Annotated in this window: 17 protein-coding genes; 7 read left to right on the forward strand and 10 right to left on the reverse strand. The window is 45.3% G+C overall.

Annotated elements, in window-relative coordinates; translation table 11 throughout:
• Positions 1-1,053 carry a BamA/TamA family outer membrane protein gene (locus KOE27_RS10335; protein WP_229252733.1) on the reverse strand — a complete coding sequence of 351 codons (1,053 nt, stop codon included), beginning with the start codon at positions 1,051-1,053 and terminating at the stop codon, positions 1-3.
• A gap of 268 nt (positions 1,054-1,321) precedes the next feature.
• Between KOE27_RS10335 and KOE27_RS10340 the strand changes: the two genes are divergently transcribed.
• Positions 1,322-3,430, forward strand: a complete 2,109-nt coding sequence (locus tag KOE27_RS10340) for an alpha-amylase family protein (RefSeq protein ID WP_215238812.1) — start codon at positions 1,322-1,324, stop codon at positions 3,428-3,430.
• A 141-nt stretch (positions 3,431-3,571) separates the two neighbouring features.
• On the opposite strand, the gene KOE27_RS10345 is transcribed toward KOE27_RS10340, so the two are convergent.
• From KOE27_RS10345 to KOE27_RS10360, 4 genes are all read right to left on the reverse strand, one after another.
• Complete coding sequence (locus KOE27_RS10345) at positions 3,572-4,141, reverse strand: YceI family protein (RefSeq protein ID WP_215238813.1); 570 nt, start codon at positions 4,139-4,141, stop codon at positions 3,572-3,574.
• A gap of 197 nt (positions 4,142-4,338) precedes the next feature.
• A complete protein-coding gene (locus KOE27_RS10350) occupies positions 4,339-5,238 on the reverse strand; it encodes an ROK family protein (RefSeq protein WP_215238814.1) in 900 nt (299 codons plus the stop codon).
• Between the two features lie 88 nt (positions 5,239-5,326).
• Positions 5,327-6,577 (reverse strand): L-fucose:H+ symporter permease, encoded by a 1,251-nt coding sequence (gene fucP, locus KOE27_RS10355; protein WP_215238815.1) that lies wholly within the window; start codon positions 6,575-6,577, stop codon positions 5,327-5,329.
• A 229-nt stretch (positions 6,578-6,806) separates the two neighbouring features.
• Complete coding sequence (locus KOE27_RS10360; protein ID WP_215238816.1) at positions 6,807-7,535, reverse strand: SGNH/GDSL hydrolase family protein; 729 nt, start codon at positions 7,533-7,535, stop codon at positions 6,807-6,809.
• Positions 7,536-7,728: 193 nt separating this feature from the next.
• Between KOE27_RS10360 and KOE27_RS10365 the strand changes: the two genes are divergently transcribed.
• Together KOE27_RS10365 and KOE27_RS10370 are read left to right on the forward strand one after the other, a co-directional pair.
• Complete coding sequence (locus KOE27_RS10365; protein WP_019944387.1) at positions 7,729-7,893, forward strand: lmo0937 family membrane protein; 165 nt, start codon at positions 7,729-7,731, stop codon at positions 7,891-7,893.
• A 163-nt stretch (positions 7,894-8,056) separates the two neighbouring features.
• Positions 8,057-8,335 (forward strand): hypothetical protein, encoded by a 279-nt coding sequence (locus tag KOE27_RS10370; protein ID WP_215238817.1) that lies wholly within the window; start codon positions 8,057-8,059, stop codon positions 8,333-8,335.
• Positions 8,336-8,341: 6 nt separating this feature from the next.
• Here KOE27_RS10370 and KOE27_RS10375 read toward each other — a convergent pair whose 3' ends face one another.
• On the reverse strand, positions 8,342-9,019 hold the full coding sequence (locus KOE27_RS10375; protein ID WP_215238818.1) for an arylesterase: 678 nt from the start codon (positions 9,017-9,019) through the stop codon (positions 8,342-8,344).
• Between the two features lie 205 nt (positions 9,020-9,224).
• Here KOE27_RS10375 and KOE27_RS10380 point away from each other — a divergent pair, with 205 nt between their 5' ends.
• Positions 9,225-9,905: an ABC transporter ATP-binding protein gene (locus KOE27_RS10380; RefSeq protein ID WP_215238819.1), complete on the forward strand. Its 681-nt coding sequence runs from the start codon at positions 9,225-9,227 to the stop codon at positions 9,903-9,905.
• A 71-nt stretch (positions 9,906-9,976) separates the two neighbouring features.
• Complete coding sequence (locus KOE27_RS10385; protein ID WP_215238820.1) at positions 9,977-12,520, forward strand: ABC transporter permease; 2,544 nt, start codon at positions 9,977-9,979, stop codon at positions 12,518-12,520.
• Between the two features lie 71 nt (positions 12,521-12,591).
• Here the strand turns inward: KOE27_RS10385 and KOE27_RS29830 are convergent, their stop codons facing one another.
• Complete coding sequence (locus tag KOE27_RS29830) at positions 12,592-12,723, reverse strand: hypothetical protein (protein ID WP_255573734.1); 132 nt, start codon at positions 12,721-12,723, stop codon at positions 12,592-12,594.
• A 313-nt stretch (positions 12,724-13,036) separates the two neighbouring features.
• Here KOE27_RS29830 and KOE27_RS10390 point away from each other — a divergent pair, with 313 nt between their 5' ends.
• Both KOE27_RS10390 and KOE27_RS10395 read left to right on the forward strand, forming a co-directional pair.
• Entirely contained in the window at positions 13,037-16,111 is a 3,075-nt protein-coding gene (locus KOE27_RS10390; RefSeq protein WP_229252734.1) for a SusC/RagA family TonB-linked outer membrane protein, read from the forward strand.
• An 11-nt stretch (positions 16,112-16,122) separates the two neighbouring features.
• Complete coding sequence (locus KOE27_RS10395; protein ID WP_215241573.1) at positions 16,123-17,814, forward strand: RagB/SusD family nutrient uptake outer membrane protein; 1,692 nt, start codon at positions 16,123-16,125, stop codon at positions 17,812-17,814.
• Positions 17,815-17,914: 100 nt separating this feature from the next.
• On the opposite strand, the gene KOE27_RS10400 is transcribed toward KOE27_RS10395, so the two are convergent.
• From KOE27_RS10400 to KOE27_RS10410, 3 genes are all read right to left on the reverse strand, one after another.
• Positions 17,915-20,530, reverse strand: coding sequence for a DUF3857 domain-containing protein (locus KOE27_RS10400; protein ID WP_215238821.1), 2,616 nt, complete (start codon positions 20,528-20,530; stop codon positions 17,915-17,917).
• A gap of 164 nt (positions 20,531-20,694) precedes the next feature.
• Positions 20,695-21,267, reverse strand: a complete 573-nt coding sequence (locus KOE27_RS10405; RefSeq protein WP_215238822.1) for a toxin-antitoxin system YwqK family antitoxin — start codon at positions 21,265-21,267, stop codon at positions 20,695-20,697.
• Between the two features lie 135 nt (positions 21,268-21,402).
• Complete coding sequence (locus tag KOE27_RS10410) at positions 21,403-22,434, reverse strand: LacI family DNA-binding transcriptional regulator (RefSeq protein WP_215238823.1); 1,032 nt, start codon at positions 22,432-22,434, stop codon at positions 21,403-21,405.
• Positions 22,435-22,498: the final 64 nt, after the last annotated feature.

Below are 22,498 nucleotides of genomic sequence, written 5' to 3' on the forward strand. Positions count from 1 at the left end.
CTAAAAAGCTTCACCCGTAAATAAATAAAAACCTGGGCCATCCTTCGTAAAACCAACATCAAGTCTCAGGTAAATATCCTTTTGAGGAAACAACAAATACCGCAGGCCCACTCCTCCTGCAACCCGGATATGCCTGAAAGCAAACTGACCAACCCTGGGAGCCACCACTGCGGCGGAAGCAAAGGCAGCTCCTCCGAAACGCCTGCTAAACCTGAACGGAAGCCAGCGATACTCCGTTTGTACCGCCAGCATGTTTTTATCCCGGTATCTGCCGGAGTAATATCCCCGCATTATCATTTCACCACCCATGAGGGCCAGTTGGTTAAATGGAATATTACCAGAGAAAAAATTACCGTACACCTGCCACGCCAGTACGTTACGCGTGCCCATCGGATGCGCAGAGCGAACATCCAGGTTCCAGCCCGAGAACTGATATTTACTTCCAAGACTTCTATTGTAGTTCAGATACGAAATTTCACCGAAAAATCCTTTCCGGACATTGAGTACATTATGACGGTTGTCGTACACCAGCGCTGCTCCCAAGCCCAGGTTCCGCCCGCCTGAACTTCCCAAAGGCAACGGATATGAATGGTTTTCAGGTTGTTCAAAATGCGTATTGTATAATTGCTGATAGTCAATCTCCGGTCCCGCGAAGAAGTTCGGAATTATCTTACGCAGTACACGTTGTTTGAGCAGCAGGTAATTGGCGTCTATCAGTGCAGGATCGTGCCCGGAGGTTTCGGGACCTATGCCATAATACAGTAGAGGAAATCGCTGAAAACGTGTTTTTCCCAGAAAAAACCATTTATCCTTATCCCCGTATATTGCATTGTCCAGCCAGATCCCATACTGGCCTTCCAATGTAACAAAAGTAAATGCGTTCAGCTCGCTCAGCCGGTTAAGGGAATCATTTTTCGCCTGAAACAACAGAAGTGAAGAAAATCCAAATTCAAAACTGGTTTCCGGGGAATAGGCCAGTGTCGGATAGATCCTGAAACTGGGCCGTCCGGGCGCCGTGGTATCGCTCAAGGCCTTCCGGATAATCTTTTTCACCCAGTTGTTTTGGCCATGAGCAAAAGGAATATCGTCCAGAAAAAACGATAGGATTAAAAAGCAGAATCTTCTGATTTGGACCACTGAAAAGTAAATTATCGTCCGCTTGTTTTGTTTACAGAAAACAGAAAAAAAAATCAGGCCAGACCGAGTGAGTCATCTTCAAATAAGCACCTTTATTACAGTAGAAGCACTTGTTTTACCGCTCTTTCAGGAACATTAACCGGCGTTATGGCCGATTTTAAGCCGCATTACATCACTGATATTCATGAAAAATTACCTGCTGATTTTATTTGGGATACTGCAAACGGCAACGCTACTTGCCCAGGAAAAGGGAACGAAAAAAGGCTGGTGGCAGCAAAACAACCTGCGCATGATCCAGATGAACCTTCCCGATTATGAAGCTGCAACGCTAGATGCCGATTCCGTTGTAGCGGACCTGATCAGTGTTTCAGCCAATACCCTGCTGATAAACGCGGGAGGTATTATGGCATTTTATCCGACAAAACTGGATTTTCATTACACCAATCCGTACATGAAACCGGGTGTATTGGGAGCTATTATTAAAAAGTGCCACGAAAATCAGATACGGGTTATGGTGCGTTTTGACTTCAGCCGGGTCCACGAAAGTATCTTCAAAGCCCACCCCGACTGGTGTTATATTTCCCCCAAAGGGGAGCGCATGATCAATACGGACATGTATGTGGTTTCGATCAACGCTCCGTACGTACAGGAAAAGGCTTTTCAGATTATTGAGGAAGTGATTGACCTGTTTCCGATTGACGGAATTTTTCTCAACATGCCGGGCTACCAGGTACGAAATCCCTATGAAGATAAATATCATGGTATCGACCAGAACGAATCGGATCAAAAACGGTTTGCTGCGTTCAGTAACGGGCTCACACTTCCGAAGGAGGAAAACAAGGCCGACCCGCTGTTTCAGCGCTACCTGGATTTCAAGAAAGAAACCGTAGAGGAATGGTCGGAAAAACTGCATAGGCTGGTCAAATCAAAAAACCCTCAAATTGCGATTTGTACCTATTCGGACAAGTTTGTGGACATCATCCGGCACGAGTCACAAAGTATGACCAGCCTTCCCTATTGGCCCTATACGGCGTCGGATAATGTGAGTAATGCGGTTAATTCCTTCCCGCATCATATAATCAGCAATGCCAGCATACAACAAATTTCCTTTCAGTCGCGGTACAACGCCATTGAACCTGCGGAAGTGCGGATACGGCTTTATGAAAATATTGCAAACGGTTCGGGGCTGGATATGAGCATGATGGGCGACATGCGGGGATACGAAGACGAGCGCAACTATCCGGTTTTCAGAGAGGTGTACAGCTTTCACAAAAAACATGAGGCTTATTTCGGCCAATACAAATCCAGGGCGAAAGTAGCCATTATCGCACCTGGCGCCTGGCCCAGCGGTGATCCCATGCAGGAATACCGCGGGATACAACTGATGCTCAGAGAAGCCCATATCCCTTTTGATATCATCGAAGACGGGCAAATTGGCAACTTGGAAGAAAAGATCAAGCACTATAAACTGATCCTGTTACCCGAAATCACTTACCTGAAACCCGACGCCATAAAGATACTCAAAGAAGCGAACCTGGCAGGAACCCAGCTGATTGCCACCAACCGTAGCCTGTTTGATACCCCGGCGGACTTGTACAAAATTTTCGGTGTTAAAATTGTCAAAAAAGACAATGATGGAGCAGGTAACTACCTGGTGCCTGACGATCGCTCGGTGTTCAAAAACTTCAAAGGTCAAAATATGATGTTCTGGAAGTACAATCTGGGCCTTTACGATATGACAGCGACGGATAAGCAATACCTGCCTATTTTATCCAAAGGCCGCCCGGGCCCTCCCGAAATTATAGGTGGACATACCCCCACAGGTTACCATGCCATGAGTATAAAGAGAAACGGAAATGGCCAGGCAGTTATCCTGCCTGTAAACATAGGAAAACTTTACTATATACATGGTTATCAGGAGCATAAGCGAATCATACTGGACGTAATCAAACACCTTTTGCCAGACGCGGACTCCGATATTCGCACCAACGCTCCCGCCCGTGTGGAAACGATTCTGACAGAATACCGTAAAAACATAAAGGGATTGTCAACTTCCAAAGCTACTGACGGCCAGATTCTTCATCTGATCAACCTCACGGGATTCAGCGGCAATACTTACTTCGATCCTTATGTGCAGCACAACCTGACATTCAAAATCAGATCACCGAAAAAACCTTCAAATGTTTTTACACTTTCCAATGAGAAACCCCTGTCGTTCAGCTGGAAGGATGATTACCTATCTTTTGAAATAGCGAAATTCCACGCTTATGAAGCGGTGGTGATGGATTGGTAACATACCTTACCAAAGGGTTTGTCAAGTAACCTTATGGTCAGGCGGAACGTTCCGGTTGGGGACCAATTTATTTTGAGTATAAAAAGAAGAAGTCAGGCCCGCATAGCCTGACTTCTTCTTTTATCTTGATTTCTTATCAATCTACTGAGGACCAAATTCGCCGTCAGCGATGATCAGTACTTCTTCGCTGATCATTGGTGGTTGAAATTTAGGCCCAATACCGAAATCAGCACGCTTTACAGTTCCGGTTGCCCTGAAACCAGCCACCGGCTTTTTACTCATCTGATTGGTAATGGTACCCCGGTACCAAAGCTCCAGTGTTACTGGCTTTGTAACACCGTGCATGGTCAGATCACCGGTAAGCTGGAATTTATCCTTGGCTATGATTTTCAGACCAGTACTTTTAAAAGTTAATTCAGGATTAGCCGCTGCATCAAAAAAATCAGCTGATTTCAGGTGATCATTACGCTTTTCAACGCCTGTATTAATAGATGCCGTTTTTGCTGTAAGCTCAAATTTGGCATCGCTGAAATCAGGTTTTGTCGCCGTAATGGTGGCATCAAAGTCAGTAAAAGCACCGGAAACCGTCGAGACACCCAGGTGGGTAACATCAAATTTAAGCTGCGAATGCGCTTTGTCGTTCTTCCACGTCTGTGCGTAGGTTAAAACCGAACCTGCTGACAAAAGGAATAAAAGGAATAATTTTCTCATCGGATTTAGCTTTTTTTAAAGATAAAACATCTTAATGTTAAACACCGAAATAATGAAATTTACTCCTCACCCTGCTGTTTATTCTGTTATCTTATTTTTAACATAAAAATATCCCTCAGCACAAAGCACCGTTCACAAAAAAACCTGGGCCAGTCTTGATGAAACCATTCCAGGTATGTTTTCATTATCCGGTATCCTTACAGCAGTGCCGCTCCAAAAACCCCGGCGCTGTCACCGAGTTTTGGTTTCAGGATAGGTGTGGTAACGATGCCCTTGTTGAAAATGTACTTTTTAATTTTTTCATACCCCTCGGTATACAGCAGGTCGATATTGCCCACACCTCCGCCAATCACGATCAGTCCGGGGTCCAATACGTTGATGAGCGTTGAAATCGCTTTGCCATAAAATTCGATCAACCTTTCAACAGTTGCCCGGGCAAACTCGTTTCCACCCTCCTGGTATTGCTGAAGGATAGTTTTGAGCGACTGCTTCTCCCCACTAACCTGCTCATAATATCTTTCAAGTGCAGGACCAGAGATCACCTGTTCCACACACCCCGATTTTCCGCAGTAACAAGGCTCACCATTCTCTTCAAGGATATTATGTCCCCATTCTCCGCCGATGCCATGATGTCCGCCTATGATCTTATTATGCACCACAAGACCACCGCCCACGCCGGTGCCCATGATCACGCCGAACACAACTTCCGCCTCGGGAAAATCTTTACCAGACCCCATCAGCGCCTCAGCCAATGCAAAACAGTTGGCGTCATTGGCCAGCTTGACCGGGACACCCAGTATTTTTTCAAGATCCTTTGCCAAGGGCATCCCGTTAAGGCATGTGGTGTTACAATTTTTCATAAGCTGCGACTCAGGTTCCAGCACACCCGGCGTGGCAAAGCCTACTTTTTGAGGTACCTCACCAATTTCCTCAGCCACCAGATCGACGAGTTTTTTAATCTGGGACAATATATGCTCATATCCCTTTGCCGATTCTGTTGGCAAACGTTTTCTCAAAACTACTTCCAGATTATTATCAGAATCCAGTACGGCACATTCTATCTTGGTACCGCCCAAGTCTACTCCCCAAAGTTTCATGTTAATTATGCTCAGTTGTTTTTATTCAGATATACCTGTTTTTAATAATACAGGCATCAGACCGAAATGGACAGTTAAAAATTTAAAATCAGTGTACTTTATAAAATTTAAATCCGAAAAGGAAAATGACGAAATAACAGACAATGGGTAAATAATAGGCCGTGGCAACGTCGTATTCGGCCACCGCTCCCATTGCAAACGGGAAAACCGCTCCGCCCACTACCCCCATGGAAATGAAGGAAGATGCCTGCTGTGTGTGTGCCCCGAGATTTTTAAGGCCCAGACTAAAGATAGTCGGGAACATGATGCTGAAAAAGAAATTAAGCATCAGCAAGGCAATGAATGAAGGCCAACCAAGACTCTGAGCGATAATGATGCACATCAGGACATTACAGGCTGCGAAAATAGCAAGCAAGGTATGCGGCGCAATCATGCGCATCAGGAAGGTACCCACAAACCGGCCCGCTAACATCAGCGCCATGAATATGATCATATAGTTCCCTGCCACCACATCTGTAAATCCCATTTTCTCGTGACCATAATTGATGAAGAACGCCCATGTTCCACCCTGGGCTGCCACGTTGAAAAACTGCGCAATCACCGACCATACAAAATGGCGGTGGTGTATAAGTTTCTTACCGGGTTCCATATCTATATTCACTGCATCCGGATTGGCTCCGGTCACATGCGGATCGGTCAGTGCTGGTACTTTCACAAAAGAAAAACAGAACGCGATGAGGGAAATAACACTGCCGATGGCAATATACAGCAGCTTCACAGATGTAAGATCGGTACTGCCCTGCACATTATTACGGAGCAGAAAATAAGATCCGATGGCGGGTCCCATGATCGCGCCGAGGGCATTAAACGCCTGGGCAAAGTTGATTCGCTGGTCGGACGTTTGCTGATTACCCAGCGATGCTACGAAAGGATGCGCTACCGTCTCAAGCGTGGAAAGGCCACAACCCAAAATGAACAATGCTATCCCAAAAAAACCGAAAGAGGCCGTATTTGCCGCAGGCACAAACAAAAAAGAACCCAATGCAAAAAGGGAAAGTCCCAGAAGTACTCCGTTTTTATATCCGAATCGCTTCATAAACAAACCGGCGGGAATACCCATGACAAAGTAGGCTCCGAAAATCGCGAACTGAACGAAGGCCGACTGAGTTTTGCTAAGGCTCAAGACATGCTGGAAGTGTTTGTTCAGTACATCGCCCATGGTGATTGCAATTCCCCAAAACATAAAAAGGGAAGTGACGAAGACAAGCGTCACGAGATACTTTTTTTCAGTAAAAGTTGCCGGAATTTTGGCAGCCCCCTGTTCGGGTAGATGGCTCATTGTAGGTTAATTGTAGTATTAAATATTCGGTTAGTTCTATTTTTGAAGATGTAAATTAGAGAAATTTAAAAAACCTTTCCAATCATAGTTTTCTGCTTCCCTGCCGCGTACCGCTTTTCAGCTTAGCGAAAGTTACTAAAACACCTGATAAAGAACCCGAAACAACATCCCTGAAAATTACCGTCTGGTAAAATTTACAGTCAATACCTCTTCATGGTTTTGCAGTCTGTTACAGCAAACCCGACTTTTCCAGCCATAATCTGGCCATCAGTTCGTGTCCGGCAGGCATGGGATGTATCCCATCCCAGATCCAGTATTCGGCCGGGGCACGGTTCAGCGCATCATTAAACGCAGCCTGATAAGGAATAAACACCGCCCCGAATTCTGCAGCCAGTTTCTTTACAATCTGTTGCCTCAGGCTTACCTCCGCAAAATAGGTATCCCATTTTTCCTTTACCCTGCCCACAGGGAGTATGAAGGGTTCCGCCAGCATTAATTTTAAGGCTGGAAGTGCTACCATTGTCTTCTGCAGCAAATTGCGGTAATGTTCCTCAAAAAACGCTGCATCAGCGTCAGTATTACCCTGGATCAGCCAGGCGGTGTCATTAATACCAATAAGGATACTTAGTAAATCAGGTTTCAGGTCCAGGGTATCGGTCTGCCAGCGCTCTTCCAGATGGGTGATTCGATTACCGCTGATCCCCCGGTTATAAAAATGGAATCCTTTTGAAGGATAATCATACCAAATTCTGGAAGCGGCAATAAAAGCGTAACCATGGCCCATAACATGGTTCCAGTCGTTGTTCCTGGTACGGTTTCCGTCCGTAATGGAGTCGCCTTGAAAAAGGATCGTCATGCCCCCAGGGGCGCTGTTGTTTCCCGCAAATGAAATCCCCGGAAAAGCTGCTGCAGACACGATCCCGGCACTAATGTTTTGGATAAAATTTCTTCTCAACATCGTTCTGTCTGGTGTATGGGCCTGGTGATAAAAGGCTGCGATAAATTTTCTACAACTTATTGTTTTTTTTCTTCAATTTTCTCATTTCAGGATAAATCCCTCGATTTTCCAGCCTTTCCGCGACCATTATTATACTGGCATCCTAATTGCTCTAAACAGGAAAACTTCTTATCAAACTTAAATCGTCCACACAATGGGAAATCTTCTTTATACCATAGCAGTTATTCTGGTTATTCTATGGTTGATCGGCTACTTTGGTTTTGCCAGCTTCGGATTGGGTAATATTATTCATATCCTTCTTGTTATTGCCGTCGTGGCCATTATTCTCCGTGTAATCCGGGGAGACAGAGTCGTTTAGAAATAAAAACAGGGTATTCATCAACACGATTGATTAATATGTGAGGTCTGTTCAAAGAGGATTATGGCAAAAACCATCGTCTTTCTTTGAACAGATTCTTATTATATGGACATTTCAGATTAAGACAAGCGATGTCCTTACTTCTTCAATACAAAAGATTGCTATGACGCACGAAAAAATATTTACCCGCAAAGACGGTACCCGGGTTAAGGTTTCCGTCTGGTTATACGTTCATCAGAATCAATCGAATTGGGGATATCTTATTTTTGTGCAGGAACCTTCTTCCGATCAGTGGATTGATCCCTTCAGTAACAAGGCATACCTATTGCGCGCAGCAGAATCCAAAAGATTTAACGGACATGCTACCTTCGATCATTTTGTATCTAAAAATGAAATACTGCAGGCAAAAATGGAACTGTGGAAAATGATCAAACCGGTGTGAGGTGGATCAAAGCTGGTCTTTCAGTATTGACCAAACGTTTTCCGCCACGATCTTGTGCCCGGCTACATTCGGATGAATACCGTCAGGCAGATTCAGTTTGGGTTCACCTCCAACGCCTTCGAGCAAAAAAGGGATAAGCTGAACATGATTGGTTTTGGCTATATCAGCATACAGCATCCTGAACTGAGAAGTATATTCCTGTCCCATATTGGGCGGGATCTGCATCCCGGCCAGTATCAACTTTGCGTCGGGATACTTAGCTTTGACTTTATCCAATATCGACTGGAGGTTTTTCTTTGTTTCCGATACCGGAATACCCCTGAGGCCATCATTCCCTCCCAGTTCCAGAATAAAAACATCCAGAGGCTGTTTGAGCAGCCAGTCTATCCGGCTGTTGCCGCCTGCCGTGGTCTCACCGCTTACCCCCGCATTAATAACTTTATAGGCCAGGCCGAGTGAGTCAATCCGTTTTTGAATCAGGCCTGCGAAAGCCAGGGAAGGATCATCCAGTCCATATCCGGCCGTCAGGCTGTTTCCAAAGAAAACAATGTTTTTTTTCGAGGCTGATTTAGTCTTAGCTGCTTCAAGAGAATCGCCGGAAGCCGCAGACTTGTTTTTAGAATCACTGTTACAGCCGTATATAAAAAGCGACGCCGCCAGGCAGAAAAAAAGAAAACGAGTCATAAGTGTATTTTAATATTTACCATTAATCCATTAACCGCAACAAACGTAGGTATTAGGCCATAAAAGCAGATTCAGAGCCATTCGGCATCAAGTATGTTCCATTTAACCAATATTTAGGTGGTTTTCTGAATCTTAAGAACCAAATTTACATAAAAGCAGTTGCCAAATTTAACACCACCGGATAAAACGTTAAACCAGCATATTAATGAATAGCATTCTTGACCTTAAAGAGGTTGGTAAAATATACAAAAGCGGCTCCCGTTCTTTAACGGTATTACAGGACATCAACTTTTCTGTCAACCCGGGGTCAACACTGGCCATTGTGGGGCCTTCCGGAAGTGGCAAAACAACACTCCTCGGCCTTTGTGCCGGTCTCGACCGCTCCTCTTCGGGCACGGTGGAACTTCATGGAACGAGGCTGAACGACCTGAATGAAGATCAGCTGGCATCCGCCCGGAACCAGTACATCGGCTTCATATTCCAGAATTTTCAGCTGCTTCCCACGCTGACAGCTCTTGAAAATGTGATGGTACCGCTGGAACTAAGAGGCGAAAAAAATATTAAATCCAGGGCCCTCGATTTACTGGACAAAGTGGGCCTGGCCGAACGCGGACATCATTATCCCACGCAACTTAGCGGTGGAGAGCAACAAAGGGTTTCCCTTGCCAGGGCGTTTTCCAATAATCCGGCTATACTTTTTGCCGACGAACCTACGGGAAACCTGGATGCCGAAACGAGTGAAAAAGTTGTAAAACTACTTTTTGATCTGAACAAAGAGGCTGGTACCACACTGGTATTGGTTACCCACGACCTGGAACTTGCCGCTAAAACGCAGCGGATTATCCGTATAAAAGGCGGGCGTATTGTTTCGGATCAGCATACCTGACCCGCTCCGGCTGATGAAGTCCTATTTAAGTTGAAAATCCGCTTCAGCGTTCAAGTAATTCCTGTTAGATAATGAATAAAGAAAATATCAATTTCCCGTGGCTGCTGAAAATGGCATGGCGCGACAGCCGACGTAACCGCGCACGGCTGTTCCTTTTTGTGTCTTCTATCGTACTGGGGATTGCAGCGCTGGTAGCCATTTATGCACTCGGAGATAATTTAAGGCAAAACATTGACAGCCAGGCGGCCACCCTGCTCGGTGCCGACCTGGCGCTTTCCGGAAACCGCCCGATAGAAGGAAAAGTTAAAACAATGGTCGATTCCCTGGGAACAGCCAGGTCGGAGGAAAGAAGTTTTGCATCCATGGTCTATTTCCTTAAAAGCGGCGGCAACAGACTGGCTCAGGTGAAGGCACTGCAGGGTGATTATCCCTACTATGGCACCTTTGAAACCGTTCCGCTGGAAGCGGGAATATCTTTCCGCACCAAAAAGGAAGCCCTGGTAGACCAGTCCCTGATGCTGCAGTATCAGGCAAAAGTGGGGGATTCCATTAAGATCGGTGAGGTAACTTTTGCTATAGCCGGAATTCTTGAAAAAGCCCCGGGCCAGAACGGGCTTACGAGTACTGTGGCGCCATCTGTATACATCCCGATGAAATACCTGGACGCCACCGGCCTTATGCAAAAAGGAAGCCGGGTGGCTTACCGGTACTATCTGAAATTCCCTGAGGATACCGATGTGCAAAATCTGGCTAAAAAACTGGACCCGCGCTTTGAAGCCGCCGACCTGGACTATAAAACTGTACAGACCCAGAAGGAGGATACCGGACGTTCATTCAAGGACCTAACCCGCTTTCTGTCATTGGTAGGTTTTGTGGCGCTGCTTCTGGGATGCATAGGCGTAGCCAGTGCCATACATATTTATATCAGAGAAAAACTTAATTCCATTGCCATCCTGCGTTGTCTGGGTGTGAGAGCTTCCCAGGCATTTCTGATTTATCTGATTCAGATTGTAGGCATAGGATTGTTAGGCTCGGTGCTGGGCTGCCTGCTAGGTACGGCAATTCAGCAGTTCCTGCCTATTGTCATTAAAGACTTCCTGCCTTTTGAACTGACAACGGATATCTCCTGGATTGCCATTGCCCAAGGTCTGGTGATCGGCACCCTCATATCTGTTCTATTTGCCCTTCCTCCGCTGGTATCTATCCGCAAGATATCGCCCCTGAATGTACTTCGGAATATTTTTGATCAGGTTAAATTAGACCGTGACCCGGTCATCTGGCTGGTGTACGCGCTGATTGTAGTATTCATTTTCGGATTTTCGTATCTGCAGATGAGAACCTGGCTTCAATCGTTGATTTTTACAGCAGGCATCCTGGGATCTTTCCTGCTGTTATACGGTACCGCGGTTTTGCTGATGTGGCTGGTGCGGAGATTCTTCCCTCAGTCGTGGAGTTATCTCTGGCGCCAGGGACTTGCCAATTTGTACCGGCCCAACAACCAGACGGCGATCCTCATTGTTTCCATTGGCCTGGGTACCTCGCTGATCTGCACCTTATTTTTTACGCAGACCATACTCATGACACGCGTAAATTTATCTACCAGCGGTAACCAGCCGAATATCGTACTTTTTGATATACAACCCGGCCAGAAAGAAGCGGTGCTGGACGTGGCCAAAGTCCACAAGGTTCCGGTGAACCAAAGTGTACCTATTGTTAATATGCGGCTGGATGAGGTAAATGGTAAAACCGCCGCAGATTTTCAGGGTGACACCACAGCCGAGCAATCCCGAAGGATTTTTAGCAGGGAATACCGGGTTACGTTCCGTGACTCCCTGTCTTCGTCCGAAAAAATTTCAAAAGGCAAATGGGAAGGTATCTATACCAAAGACCAGCCACTCATACCTATTTCCTTGGAGCAAGGCTTTGCGGAGCGCAGCCGGGTAAACCTTGGCGACACCATGGTATTTAATGTGCAGGGGACGCTCATGACAACCCGCGTCAGTAGTTTCAGGGAAGTAAACTGGGGAGAGGTGCAAACCAATTTTCTGGTCGTATTTCCCTCAGGCGTGCTGGAAGAAGCCCCTCAGTTTAATGTGATGCTCACGCATGTTCCATCACCCGAGGTATCCGCCCGGTTTCAGCGGGATATCGTGCGGCAGTTTCCGAATATTTCCATTATTGACCTTGCCCTGGTGCTTCGGGTACTTGACGAGCTATTTACAAAAATTGGCTTTGTGATCCGTTTCATGGCCGGTTTCAGTATCCTGACCGGAATTATCGTACTCATTGCATCGGTTCTGATCAGCAAGTATCAGCGTTTGCAGGAAAGTGTTTTGCTCAGGACCATCGGTGCCAGTAAAAAGCAGATTTTTACCATCACGGCCATGGAATACTTCTTCCTGGGTTCGCTGGCCGCTTTCACCGGAATTCTCATATCCCTGGTCGGGAGCTGGGCGCTGGCCAGGTTCAGTTTTGAGGCGGAGTTCAGGCCGGATGTATGGCCAGTTATTGCTCTTTTCCTTTTTGTTTCATTGCTGACAGTGAGCATTGGGCTTATTAACAGCCGGGGTATCCTTTCACGCCCGCCGCTGGAGGTACTACGCCAGGACGTTTAGCCAGAGCAAATTGCGGATTACATAAATGCAGCTCACATTCTGAAACCTGATCCGCAATGGCGATGAATACCTCAACCCGCCAGACCAGTACGCATATCCAATTCAGCAAAAAATAACTTCTCATTTCCATAAAATGACCGCTGAAGGCGGTCATTTTCCTTTTGATCCCCCAAACTTTCCTTCCCGACAACAAGCTTCATCATGAGTTAACATTGGAAACGTAAATTGCACCGCTAATAAAAATTCCTGTTTTGTATGATCCGAGGCTCAGGAAAGCGGCAATGTCTTTCTCTTGATTATAAATCAATACCACCCTGCTGCATTGGCCCAAATTTCCCGATTTATTTCAAACGTTTGCAGCAATTTTTCAAACGTTTGCATGAAGTGCAGACTATTTTATATTTTTTATATCAATAATACAATTTGTATTGTTGCATAACATTTCCCTGCAAACAGCGTCTAAACCCTCTTTAAAATTTTTTATTTTCTATTCTACTAAAACAAATAATCCACATTATGAGAAAAACATTGACTCTATTGGTCAGGAAAAGGGGATTTCAATGCTGTGTTTTGTCATTAGGTACAATGATGTACCTGGCAACTCCATCATTGGCAACCGCCTCTTCAGCCGACACACGTAAACACCAGCAAACCTCTCCTCAAAAAGAAATTACCTTGTCGGGAAAGGTTGTAACTTCTAATAATGAAGGATTGCCGGGAGTAACCGTCCTTGTTTCGGAATCGGATGGCGCAAATAAGCAGGGAACCACTACCAACGAAAAAGGTGAATTTTCGTTCAGCAATCTTGAAACCGGAAAAAAATATAACCTTCAGTTCAGTTATATCGGTTTTGACAAGCAGTCCCTGAACGATTTCGTTCTGACAGAAGCCAACAGCAATTCTATCAGCATTACGCTAAAGGAATCGGCATCAGACCTGAGCGAAGTAGTCGTGGTAGGTTATGGAAGTACCGTAAAAAAAGACATTACCGGTTCTGTTAAATCTCTCAAAAGCGCGGAATTCAATCAGGGGATCATCAATTCACCCGAGCAGCTTTTACAAGGAAAGGTATCCGGTGTGAACGTAACCTCGGCAACAGGCGAGCCAGGCGGCAAAACCAATATCACGGTACGTGGCCCGGGAGGGGTGCGCACAGGAAGTACGCCGTTGTTCGTGGTGGATGGTATGGCACTGGACAACAGCAGTACCGGTGGGGATACCAACCCGCTTAACTTCCTGAACCCACAGGATATCGAATCCATGGATGTTTTGAAAGATGCCTCAGCAACCGCTATTTATGGAGCGAGAGGAGCAAACGGAGTTATTTTGATCACAACCAAAAAAGGCAAATCGGGCCAGGCCAGTGTTAATTATTCCGGAAGCCTGGGTTTGTCTACCATGGCCCGCCCCTTGGATGTACTGTCCGGTCCCGATTTTATAGCCGAGGCTGGTAAGCTGGGCTCAACGGTGATCAACGGAGGTGCTAATACCGACTGGCAAAAGGAAATTTCAAGAACTGCTACCACGCACAACCACAATGTTTCCATTGGTGGAGGTACCGAAAAAATGACTTATTATGGCTCATTTGGTTTGCAAAAACAACAAGGGGTTTTGAAAGGCAGCCAGCAGGACAGATATACCGGCCGTATCAATCTGTCGCAGAAATTGCTGAACGACCGGGTTACCCTGGATATCAATCTGAACGCGACCAATACAAAAAACCAGCGTCCGGATAACCAGGGAATCATAGGTGGGGCCATCACAGCCAACCCTACCTATAAACCTTATGATGATAAAGGTGATCCGTTCCAGTACCAGGACGGAACCAACCCGCTGATCACTTTAAGACTTTACAAGGAATTACTGAGTACCAACAGAGTACTTGCAAGTATATCTCCGTCTGTAACCATCATTCCGGGTCTGGTTTATAAACTCAATTTTGGCCTCGACCATGCCACTTCTACCCAGGACAAACAAACGCTGCCCAATACCATTCCGGCTTCCATCGGACGTCTGGAAACCTATGATCTGAAAAACTCCAACCGTTTGATTGAAAACTACCTGACTTATACCTTAAATAAAAAGTCACACAGTTTTTCTGCTCTGGTAGGTCACTCCTATCAGCGGATCTTCCTTCAGGGACGGAACTTCAGTATCAACAAATTCCCGATATCAGATATTGAGCCCATCTACAACCCCGGTCTGGGACAGGACCTGACGCTCGTACTCAACAAACCCGGCGGATTTGCCACCATCAATGAGCTTCAGTCGTTTTTCTCAAGGGTGAATTACAGTTTCAAGGACAAGTATCTTGTAACAGCAACCTTGCGTGTTGACGGTTCTTCAAAATTCGGGGCCAACAATAAGTATGGTTCCTTTCCCTCTTTCTCGCTGGGATGGCGGATTTCGGAAGAGCCTTTTATGAAATCCTCTCCGTTTTCCGACCTGAAACTGCGTGCAGGCTGGGGTAAAACCGGTAACCAGGAAATTCCAAGCAAAATTACCCAGGCTCGTTTCACATCTTCAGTATCAGGGACTACCAGCTATCCGCTTAACAGTACCAATACCTACCCTGCCGGTACTACCTATACCCGGCTAGCCAACCCCAATATCCAGTGGGAAGTATCTGCGCAGACGGATCTTGGTTTAGACTTTTCATTGTTTAAAGGTGCATTGAGCGGAGAAATAGATTATTTTTCTAAAACCTCTGAAAAAATATTGCTGGAAGTTATTCCTTCCGATCCAGTACAGCCAGCCGGTACTTTTTGGACCAACGTTCCCGATATGCAGATTGTCAACAAGGGACTTGAGTTTGACCTGAATTTCAGAAAATCACTGGATAACGGCCTGCGTTATTCCATCGGTGGAAACATCACATTTATAAAAAATGATGTGAAAAATTCACCCTACTCGGTTATTCCATCCGGTGCCGCACAGGGCTCAGGCCTTACTTCGGCTACAATCAACGGATACATCAACAACCAGCCCATCGGTACTTTCTTCCTGAAAGAATTTATTGGCTTTGACGACAAGGGTATCAGCAAATTCCGCGATACGGACGGTGACGGTATCATTACCGATAAAGACAGGATTGCTGCCGGAACCGCGCTTCCTACTAGGATGTACAACTTTAACGGAAACGTAAGTTTCAAAGGATTTGACCTGACCGCGAATTTCAATGGTGTAGGAGGTAATAAAGTGTATGACAACACGGCCAACTCTAACTTCTACAAGCTGAAATTATCTAAAGGTGTGAACGTAACACCCGAGGCACTCGAAGCAGCCAGCGAGTCCATCAACAACTCTGCTCCGGTATCGACCAGGTATCTGAAAAACGGTGCTTATCTGAGATTGAACAACCTGGTGTTAGGCTACAATCTGAACACAGTTAAACTTGGTATTCACAAATGGGTGCAAACTGCACGCGTTGCGGTAACAGGCCAGAACCTGATCGTTTGGACCAAATACAACGGCTACGACCCAGAAGTAAACAATGACCGTTCCATTAACGGCATTACTTCCTACGGTATCGATTATCTCAGTTATCCAAAGGCTAAAACAGTCATTTTTAGTCTAAATCTTGGCTTCTAATAAAACACATGATGAAAAAGAAAATATCTCTCATATTCACCGCAGCTGGAATTTTATGGTTAAGCGCCTGTACCGACTTAAAGGAACAGGTACTGGACGAAACTTTAAGCACCAAGGTGTCCGACGAAGATGCCGCAAACGGACTCATCGCGCCTGTTTATGCTTTGCTGCCAAACCTATTTCAGCATACTACCTATTTTGCCCTGCAGGAAATCTCTACGGATGAGGCTATTTTGCCCTACCGAGGTGGTACAGACTGGGGTGATAACGGGATCTACCTGGCGCTTCATGCACATAACACAACCAGTACGGACCCTAACGTAAACAATACCTGGAACACCCTGGTGCAGTCCATATCAAGGTCTATCACGGCGATCACCAGCTTTAAAACCTCTACCAACCCCAATGCAAGCTTGTATCTGGCGGAAGCAAGAGGAATGCGGGCGTATTACAATATGATTGCGCTGGATATGTTCGGTATTGTATTTATTAAGGAAGATCCGGGTGCGCCCTCTACCATTGTGCGCGGAGACGAAGCTGTTAAATACATCGAAAGCGAACTGCTGGCCATTGAACCACAGGTCCAGCCCAAAGCGGTGGTAGGTCCTGGCCGGTTAAATCAGGCGGCAGTATGGGGATTGCTTTCACGTCTGTATCTGAATGCTGCCGTTTACAGGAATATTTACGGTACTCAGTTTGACTTCAAAAGTGATGACATGGACAAAGTGATCCAGTATACTGACAAGATCATTGCATCCGGACAGGCCAAACTTTCTGCTGATTACTTTGCTATTTTCGGCAACGACAATCATACCAACGAAGAATTGATTTTTGCTGTGGATCAGCGCCCTGACCTGAACGGCCACAACCGTATGGCATACTTCTCTATTTCTGGTGATCAGTTCCCTCTGGCCGCATTCCCCGCCGCAAACGGGACTGATGGCCCCGGTATTACTTCGGACTTTTACCAGAGCTGGGTACAGGCTTATGGTACCGAAGATCCAACCCGTGACCCGCGTTTCTACAAACAGAACATGTCTATTTACTCCAACAAGGCCGATACCTGCATCAATGATGCCGACTACAAAATTAACCGGGGTATTCTCCGCGGCCAGCAGTATGGTGCATTGCGGGTAAATGGAGCATTTGTAAGATGCCCGGATGGAAAACTGAAAGTTGGGAAGCTTAACTATGTAACACGAAATAAAGCCAATCTGGCAGTGGACTTTACCCAAAATATTGATTTCACCCCGGAAGGCAGCAACTATAATTCAGGGTACCGCGTTGAAAAATATGAATTCAGCCGCGTTTCAGACACTGGAAGAAACAAGGGAGAAGCGGATATCGTCATCCTTCGTTTGGCGGATATTTACATGATGCGCGCTGAAGCCAAGTTACGGAAAAGTAATGATGCAGCAGGAGCGCTGGCCGATGTGAATACTGTGAGAGCCGCACGAACTGCAACCACTCCCCCGCCCGCATTGACTTCCATGACACTGGACCTGCTTTTCCGTGAACGCGGATTTGAGTTCTACTGGGAAATGTTACGCCGTACGGATATGATCCGTTTTGGTAAATACGAAGGAAAATGGACTGAAAAAACCAACTCTGACGTTCACAAACGTATTTTCCCAATACCACAAAATGCGATCGACGGAGCGTCCAACCTTCCTGGATACCTGGTTCAGAACACTGGATACTAGTACCTGAAGGGTTAAAAATAAAAAAGGGTTTCGCAGCGTACTATGCTTGCGAAACCCTTTTTGCTGTCCGTATACATTCCTTCGTCCGGCCGTCCCAGCACTAATCGCTGGTCAGCTCCTGATTTACACTGGTATCTCGTAAAGGGATGGCGGTTGAAAAAGTATTGACGAAAGTTTTTTCCGCCCGCCTCGACTTATAGAGATACAGGATCCAGAAAGCCATAAAAATCAGTGCGCTAACGATTTCTCCCACTTGTTTGGCCACCAGAGAGATTGAGTCATAATCGTAAAAAATGGCTGCAATGGAAGTATCAGCAATTAAATAAGCCGCCTTAAAAGAATAGAACAGCGAAAAAACCAATCGGAATGAATCTCTCCTTTTTAAAAATAACAACAGTACCAATCCGGACCCGCAAAACGTAAGTGCGTTCAGAAATACCTCGGCGGACAGAAAAACATGATATAGGGTAACTCTGGTTTCCAAATCTCCCGCCAGCGCATCCCAACCGCTAACGGTGAAGTAAGGAAGCGACTCATCTCCCCACAACCAGAACAAAATCGAAATACCTTGTCCAAATAACCCTATACCCATTAAAATAAGCCATCCGCCAATAGGAATACCCCGGCCCGACTGATGAATACTGCCCGGGGAATAACGGTAAAGTTTTGTGCACAGGTAAATACCAACTACAAGGGAGGCTATAAACAAAAGTATCATCCAGGGATTATAATCACTTGTACCGGATACTTCCAGGGAATCCCACATTTCATATTCAAGATGACCAACCAGCTTCTTAATATCATTCTTAAACTGGTTGCTCTCATTCACTGGGACGTAATCCTTTAAAGTTTTATATTCATAGGATAACTCCCAGACATTTTCAGTTTCGTTCAGCTTTGATTTGAACCTGATCAGATATGACTCGCGCTTCAACTCCCACTCTTCGGGACGGATATTTCTTTGATCGGGAAGCTTTATCTGGATGCGGTAATCAAGATGGTAAGGGTAATTCAGAGAAATCGGGGTTTTTCTGACCCGGTTTGGAAGATTGATGAGCTGATCATAAAGAATTTTACCAAAAACCGAAAACCGGAGTTTTTTCGAGGTACTGTCTTTTGACCAGGCATTCTTTATTTTGTAGTGCTCTGTTACCAAAAACATATTCTCTTCCCTCAGATCTTGATACACCAGTGTATCAGCTGCTTCAAATTCACTGTTTTTATAGATCTCCCTGTAATAATTGATATACCCCTCTTCTATTTCTGAGATATTACCCTCCTGAAAATCAGCCCGTATATAATCCGCATTTGACTTAGCGTATACCGTATGAACCTTGAGAGATCCCGCGGATACCGTATCCGTAGCAGACGGGACGGTAAACACTTCGGTAACCAAAATTTTCCCGGGATTTTGAGGCGGAATATTGATGATGGACTGTTCCCCTTTTTTTAACAACAAACCTTTTTCGTAAGCCGGAAAAAAAATTGACGCGGCCTTGCCCCCCTGAAGAGAAAACGTTGCGTCAATAAAAATGTGCTTTGTTTCATTTAGTTTGACCCGCGTCACCACATGGTTGAAATCCAGCGGAGTGGGCAGGTAGTCAGCCAAGTGGGATTTTTTGTAGGTGTCCACGAGTACAGGATCTGCCTCAATAGCATTTTCCCTTAGAATGGCGCACAGCAGAAGTGTCTTATCCTTACAATCCCCATACCTTTGCTCGAAAACATTTTCGGGATGGTGAGGTTTATGCGAATTTTCTCCAGTTTCAATTCCCAGATAACGAATCTCGTCCTGTACAAAACGACTTACCTTTTCGATGAATATTTCTTTGTTTCCCTTCGCCTCTTTTTGCCATTGCAAAATTTTGTTTTTCAACGGCCCATTTATGACCGGCTGAGCATAAAATTCCAGGCCCCAGTCCACTACCTCAGCCCAGTTTTTGAACTCGGAAATCTGCACAAATGGCTCATTAACATACCAGGAGGGTGAATAATCCTCGTAAGGTATATTTTTAGCGTTTCTTACATCCCATTCGTATACGAGCTGGTTCCCGATTTGTCTGACCGACTTTTTAACAGGATTATTGAATTCTTTGAAATATAGGTTTCTGGTTTTGGACGAAAACAAAGCATAGTGTTTCTGCGGGATGTAATCATAGGCCCCAAAATAAAAGGAGTTTGAATATTTATTTCGGAAAACACTGTTCCAACCCGTTACGGTGTAAGAGAATTCGATCCGATCGCCTTTGCGGACGTCTTTCAGAATTAAAGACGCCGAATAATATCCGTTGTAAATGAATCTTTGTCTGTCAGTTTCGTAGGCAAGTACCTTAAAATCTCCCGCTTTCAACTTCGAAATTACTTTCCCATCCCGGATGATATTTACAGTATGGAAAGAAACCTGCTCGTAGGTGGGATCAAAACTTACCGCTATTTCTGATCCATTCTGGATGCCGCTCTCAGATACAATCTGCCGGATCAGGCGGTGGTAGGTCGACTTCTTATCCAGATTAACCTGCATATCATTGAAGGCGACGTAATACCCGTCTGAAAAACTCTTTTGGGACGGAATTCCACCTGATGGTTTCACTTCAATTACCCAGGAAGGTATGGGAGATATTTTTACCGAGGGTACTGAAAAGCTTTTAAGATTACAAAAAAGGCAAATCAGCAGCAAAAGCCCCCAATTTTTGATTGTGGTACGGAAAGGTTTCAATTATAAATGGAGAGTTAGGTAAATAACTCCTAAATCTAGATTAATTTACCAAAAGACACAAATGAGTGTACAATCTGGTGATGTGAAAGAAACGGTTTTGGTGGAACATTATCTCTGCGATACCTAACGATTTGTTTTAACCCTTGCCCGGAAAGTCACGGATGTTAATCAACCCAAAATTCTCTTCGCCGCTTTTGGCGTTTCACTTCCGAATATTTATGAATTCCGTTAACATAATGCTGTATATCGACCAAATTACCCTGATAATCATATTCATACAGCGCGCCTGTCCCATTAGAAAAATCACCCTTGTTCATCGGCTTCCCGTACATATTAAAGTTTTCGACCACCTGCACTAACCTGCCTCGTTCATATATCCTTTCTGTCCAAAGCTGGCTGTTCTCAAAAAACCACAGAAAAGTACCGTCAGCTTTTCCTCTTGTATAATTACATTCGATCTCAATCTGACCATTTGTATAATAGGAGGTATATTTTCCCTCTGCTTTACCACCTATTGTGGCAAACTTAGCTCTGATCTGACCCTCAGGATAAAAAAACGTCGCAGCAGTCAATTCTGTCTTACTATTTTTAACTTTTGATATTTCATACCCGTAAAAAGTATTTTTTAAATATTTCCAATATCTCCCATACAGTTTGTTATCACCCAGAAAATATTCCTCCTCCTTGATTTTTCCATTTGATAAATATTTCTTTAAAATAAGCGTATCACCGGACAAAACTTTCTCCGTTCTCTTCTGGCAGAATGCAACCAGAGAAAATGAGGTACAAAGGACCATGAGTAAGAGCCTTACGAGCATCTCAGATAACTTTTATTTAGTTCATACTTAAAACAAAAAGGGGCTCATTTCCCATCAAATCCTTAACGACGACTCCCTGATCACAAGCTCTGAAGGGAGCACAATACTTTCATGCAGAAAATCTCCTGACGCATTGACCTGATTCAGAAAAAGGCGCGAAGCTTCCATCCCTATTTTCCGCCCGGGCCTGCTGACGGTAGTCAGGGATGGAAACGTATAGGCAGAGATCGGTGAATTATCAAAACCGACCAGACCAACGTCCTGGGGTATCCGGAGGCCCTTGTCTTTTACTACGCGCATGGCGCCAATTGCAACCTGGTCGTTCACGCCAAAAATGGCATCGGGCGGTGAAGCCAGTTCCAGCAGCCGTTTGGTGGGAACAATGGCACTCTCGACCTTGAAATTGGTATTGATGATCAGCTCTTCCCGGACGGACATATCATACTTTTTCAGACAATCAATGTACCCCTTTAACCGCTGTTCCGACACGGTAAGCCCGTTGGGGCCTTTCAGGTGGGCTATATCCTTGTAACCAATACTGATCAAATGCTCCACTGCGGCAAAAGCACCATGGTAATCGTCCACAGTAGCACGGCTTGTTTCAAAATCTTCGTATTCTCGGTCAATAAAAATGAGCGGTGTTTTTCGCTGGATTACGCTTTCAAGATGTTCGTAATAGCCCGAGTCGTAGGTTTCCTGCGCCACAGACAAAAAAATACCCTCAATGCGGTTGGAGAGCAATTTGGAGAGGTACTCTTTTTCCAGCAGATAGCTTTCGTTGGTTACACAGATATTCAGCGTATAGCCCATTGGCTGCAGTATCGTGTGCAAGCCTTCCACCACGGCCGTCTCGTAGTAATTGCTGATCGTGGGCACCACCACGCCCAGGGTAGCGGTGCGCTTGTTGAGCAGGCTCAGAGATACTTCGTTCTTCTGATATCCCACCTGCCGGGCGTACTCCTGTATATTTTTACGGGTATCCTCATTGATGGCCGGATGGTCATTCAGAGCCCTGGAAACCGTAGATGGGGAACATCGGAAACGTTTTGCAATGTCTTTAATCGTAACAGGCCGGGAAGAATTCATGATATAGGATAATTACAATTTAAAACATAAATTATTGCAAACGTTTGTATTTTTTTTCAAACGT

Source organism: Dyadobacter sp. CECT 9275 (genome assembly GCF_907164905.1).
GTDB lineage: Bacteria > Bacteroidota > Bacteroidia > Cytophagales > Spirosomataceae > Dyadobacter > Dyadobacter helix.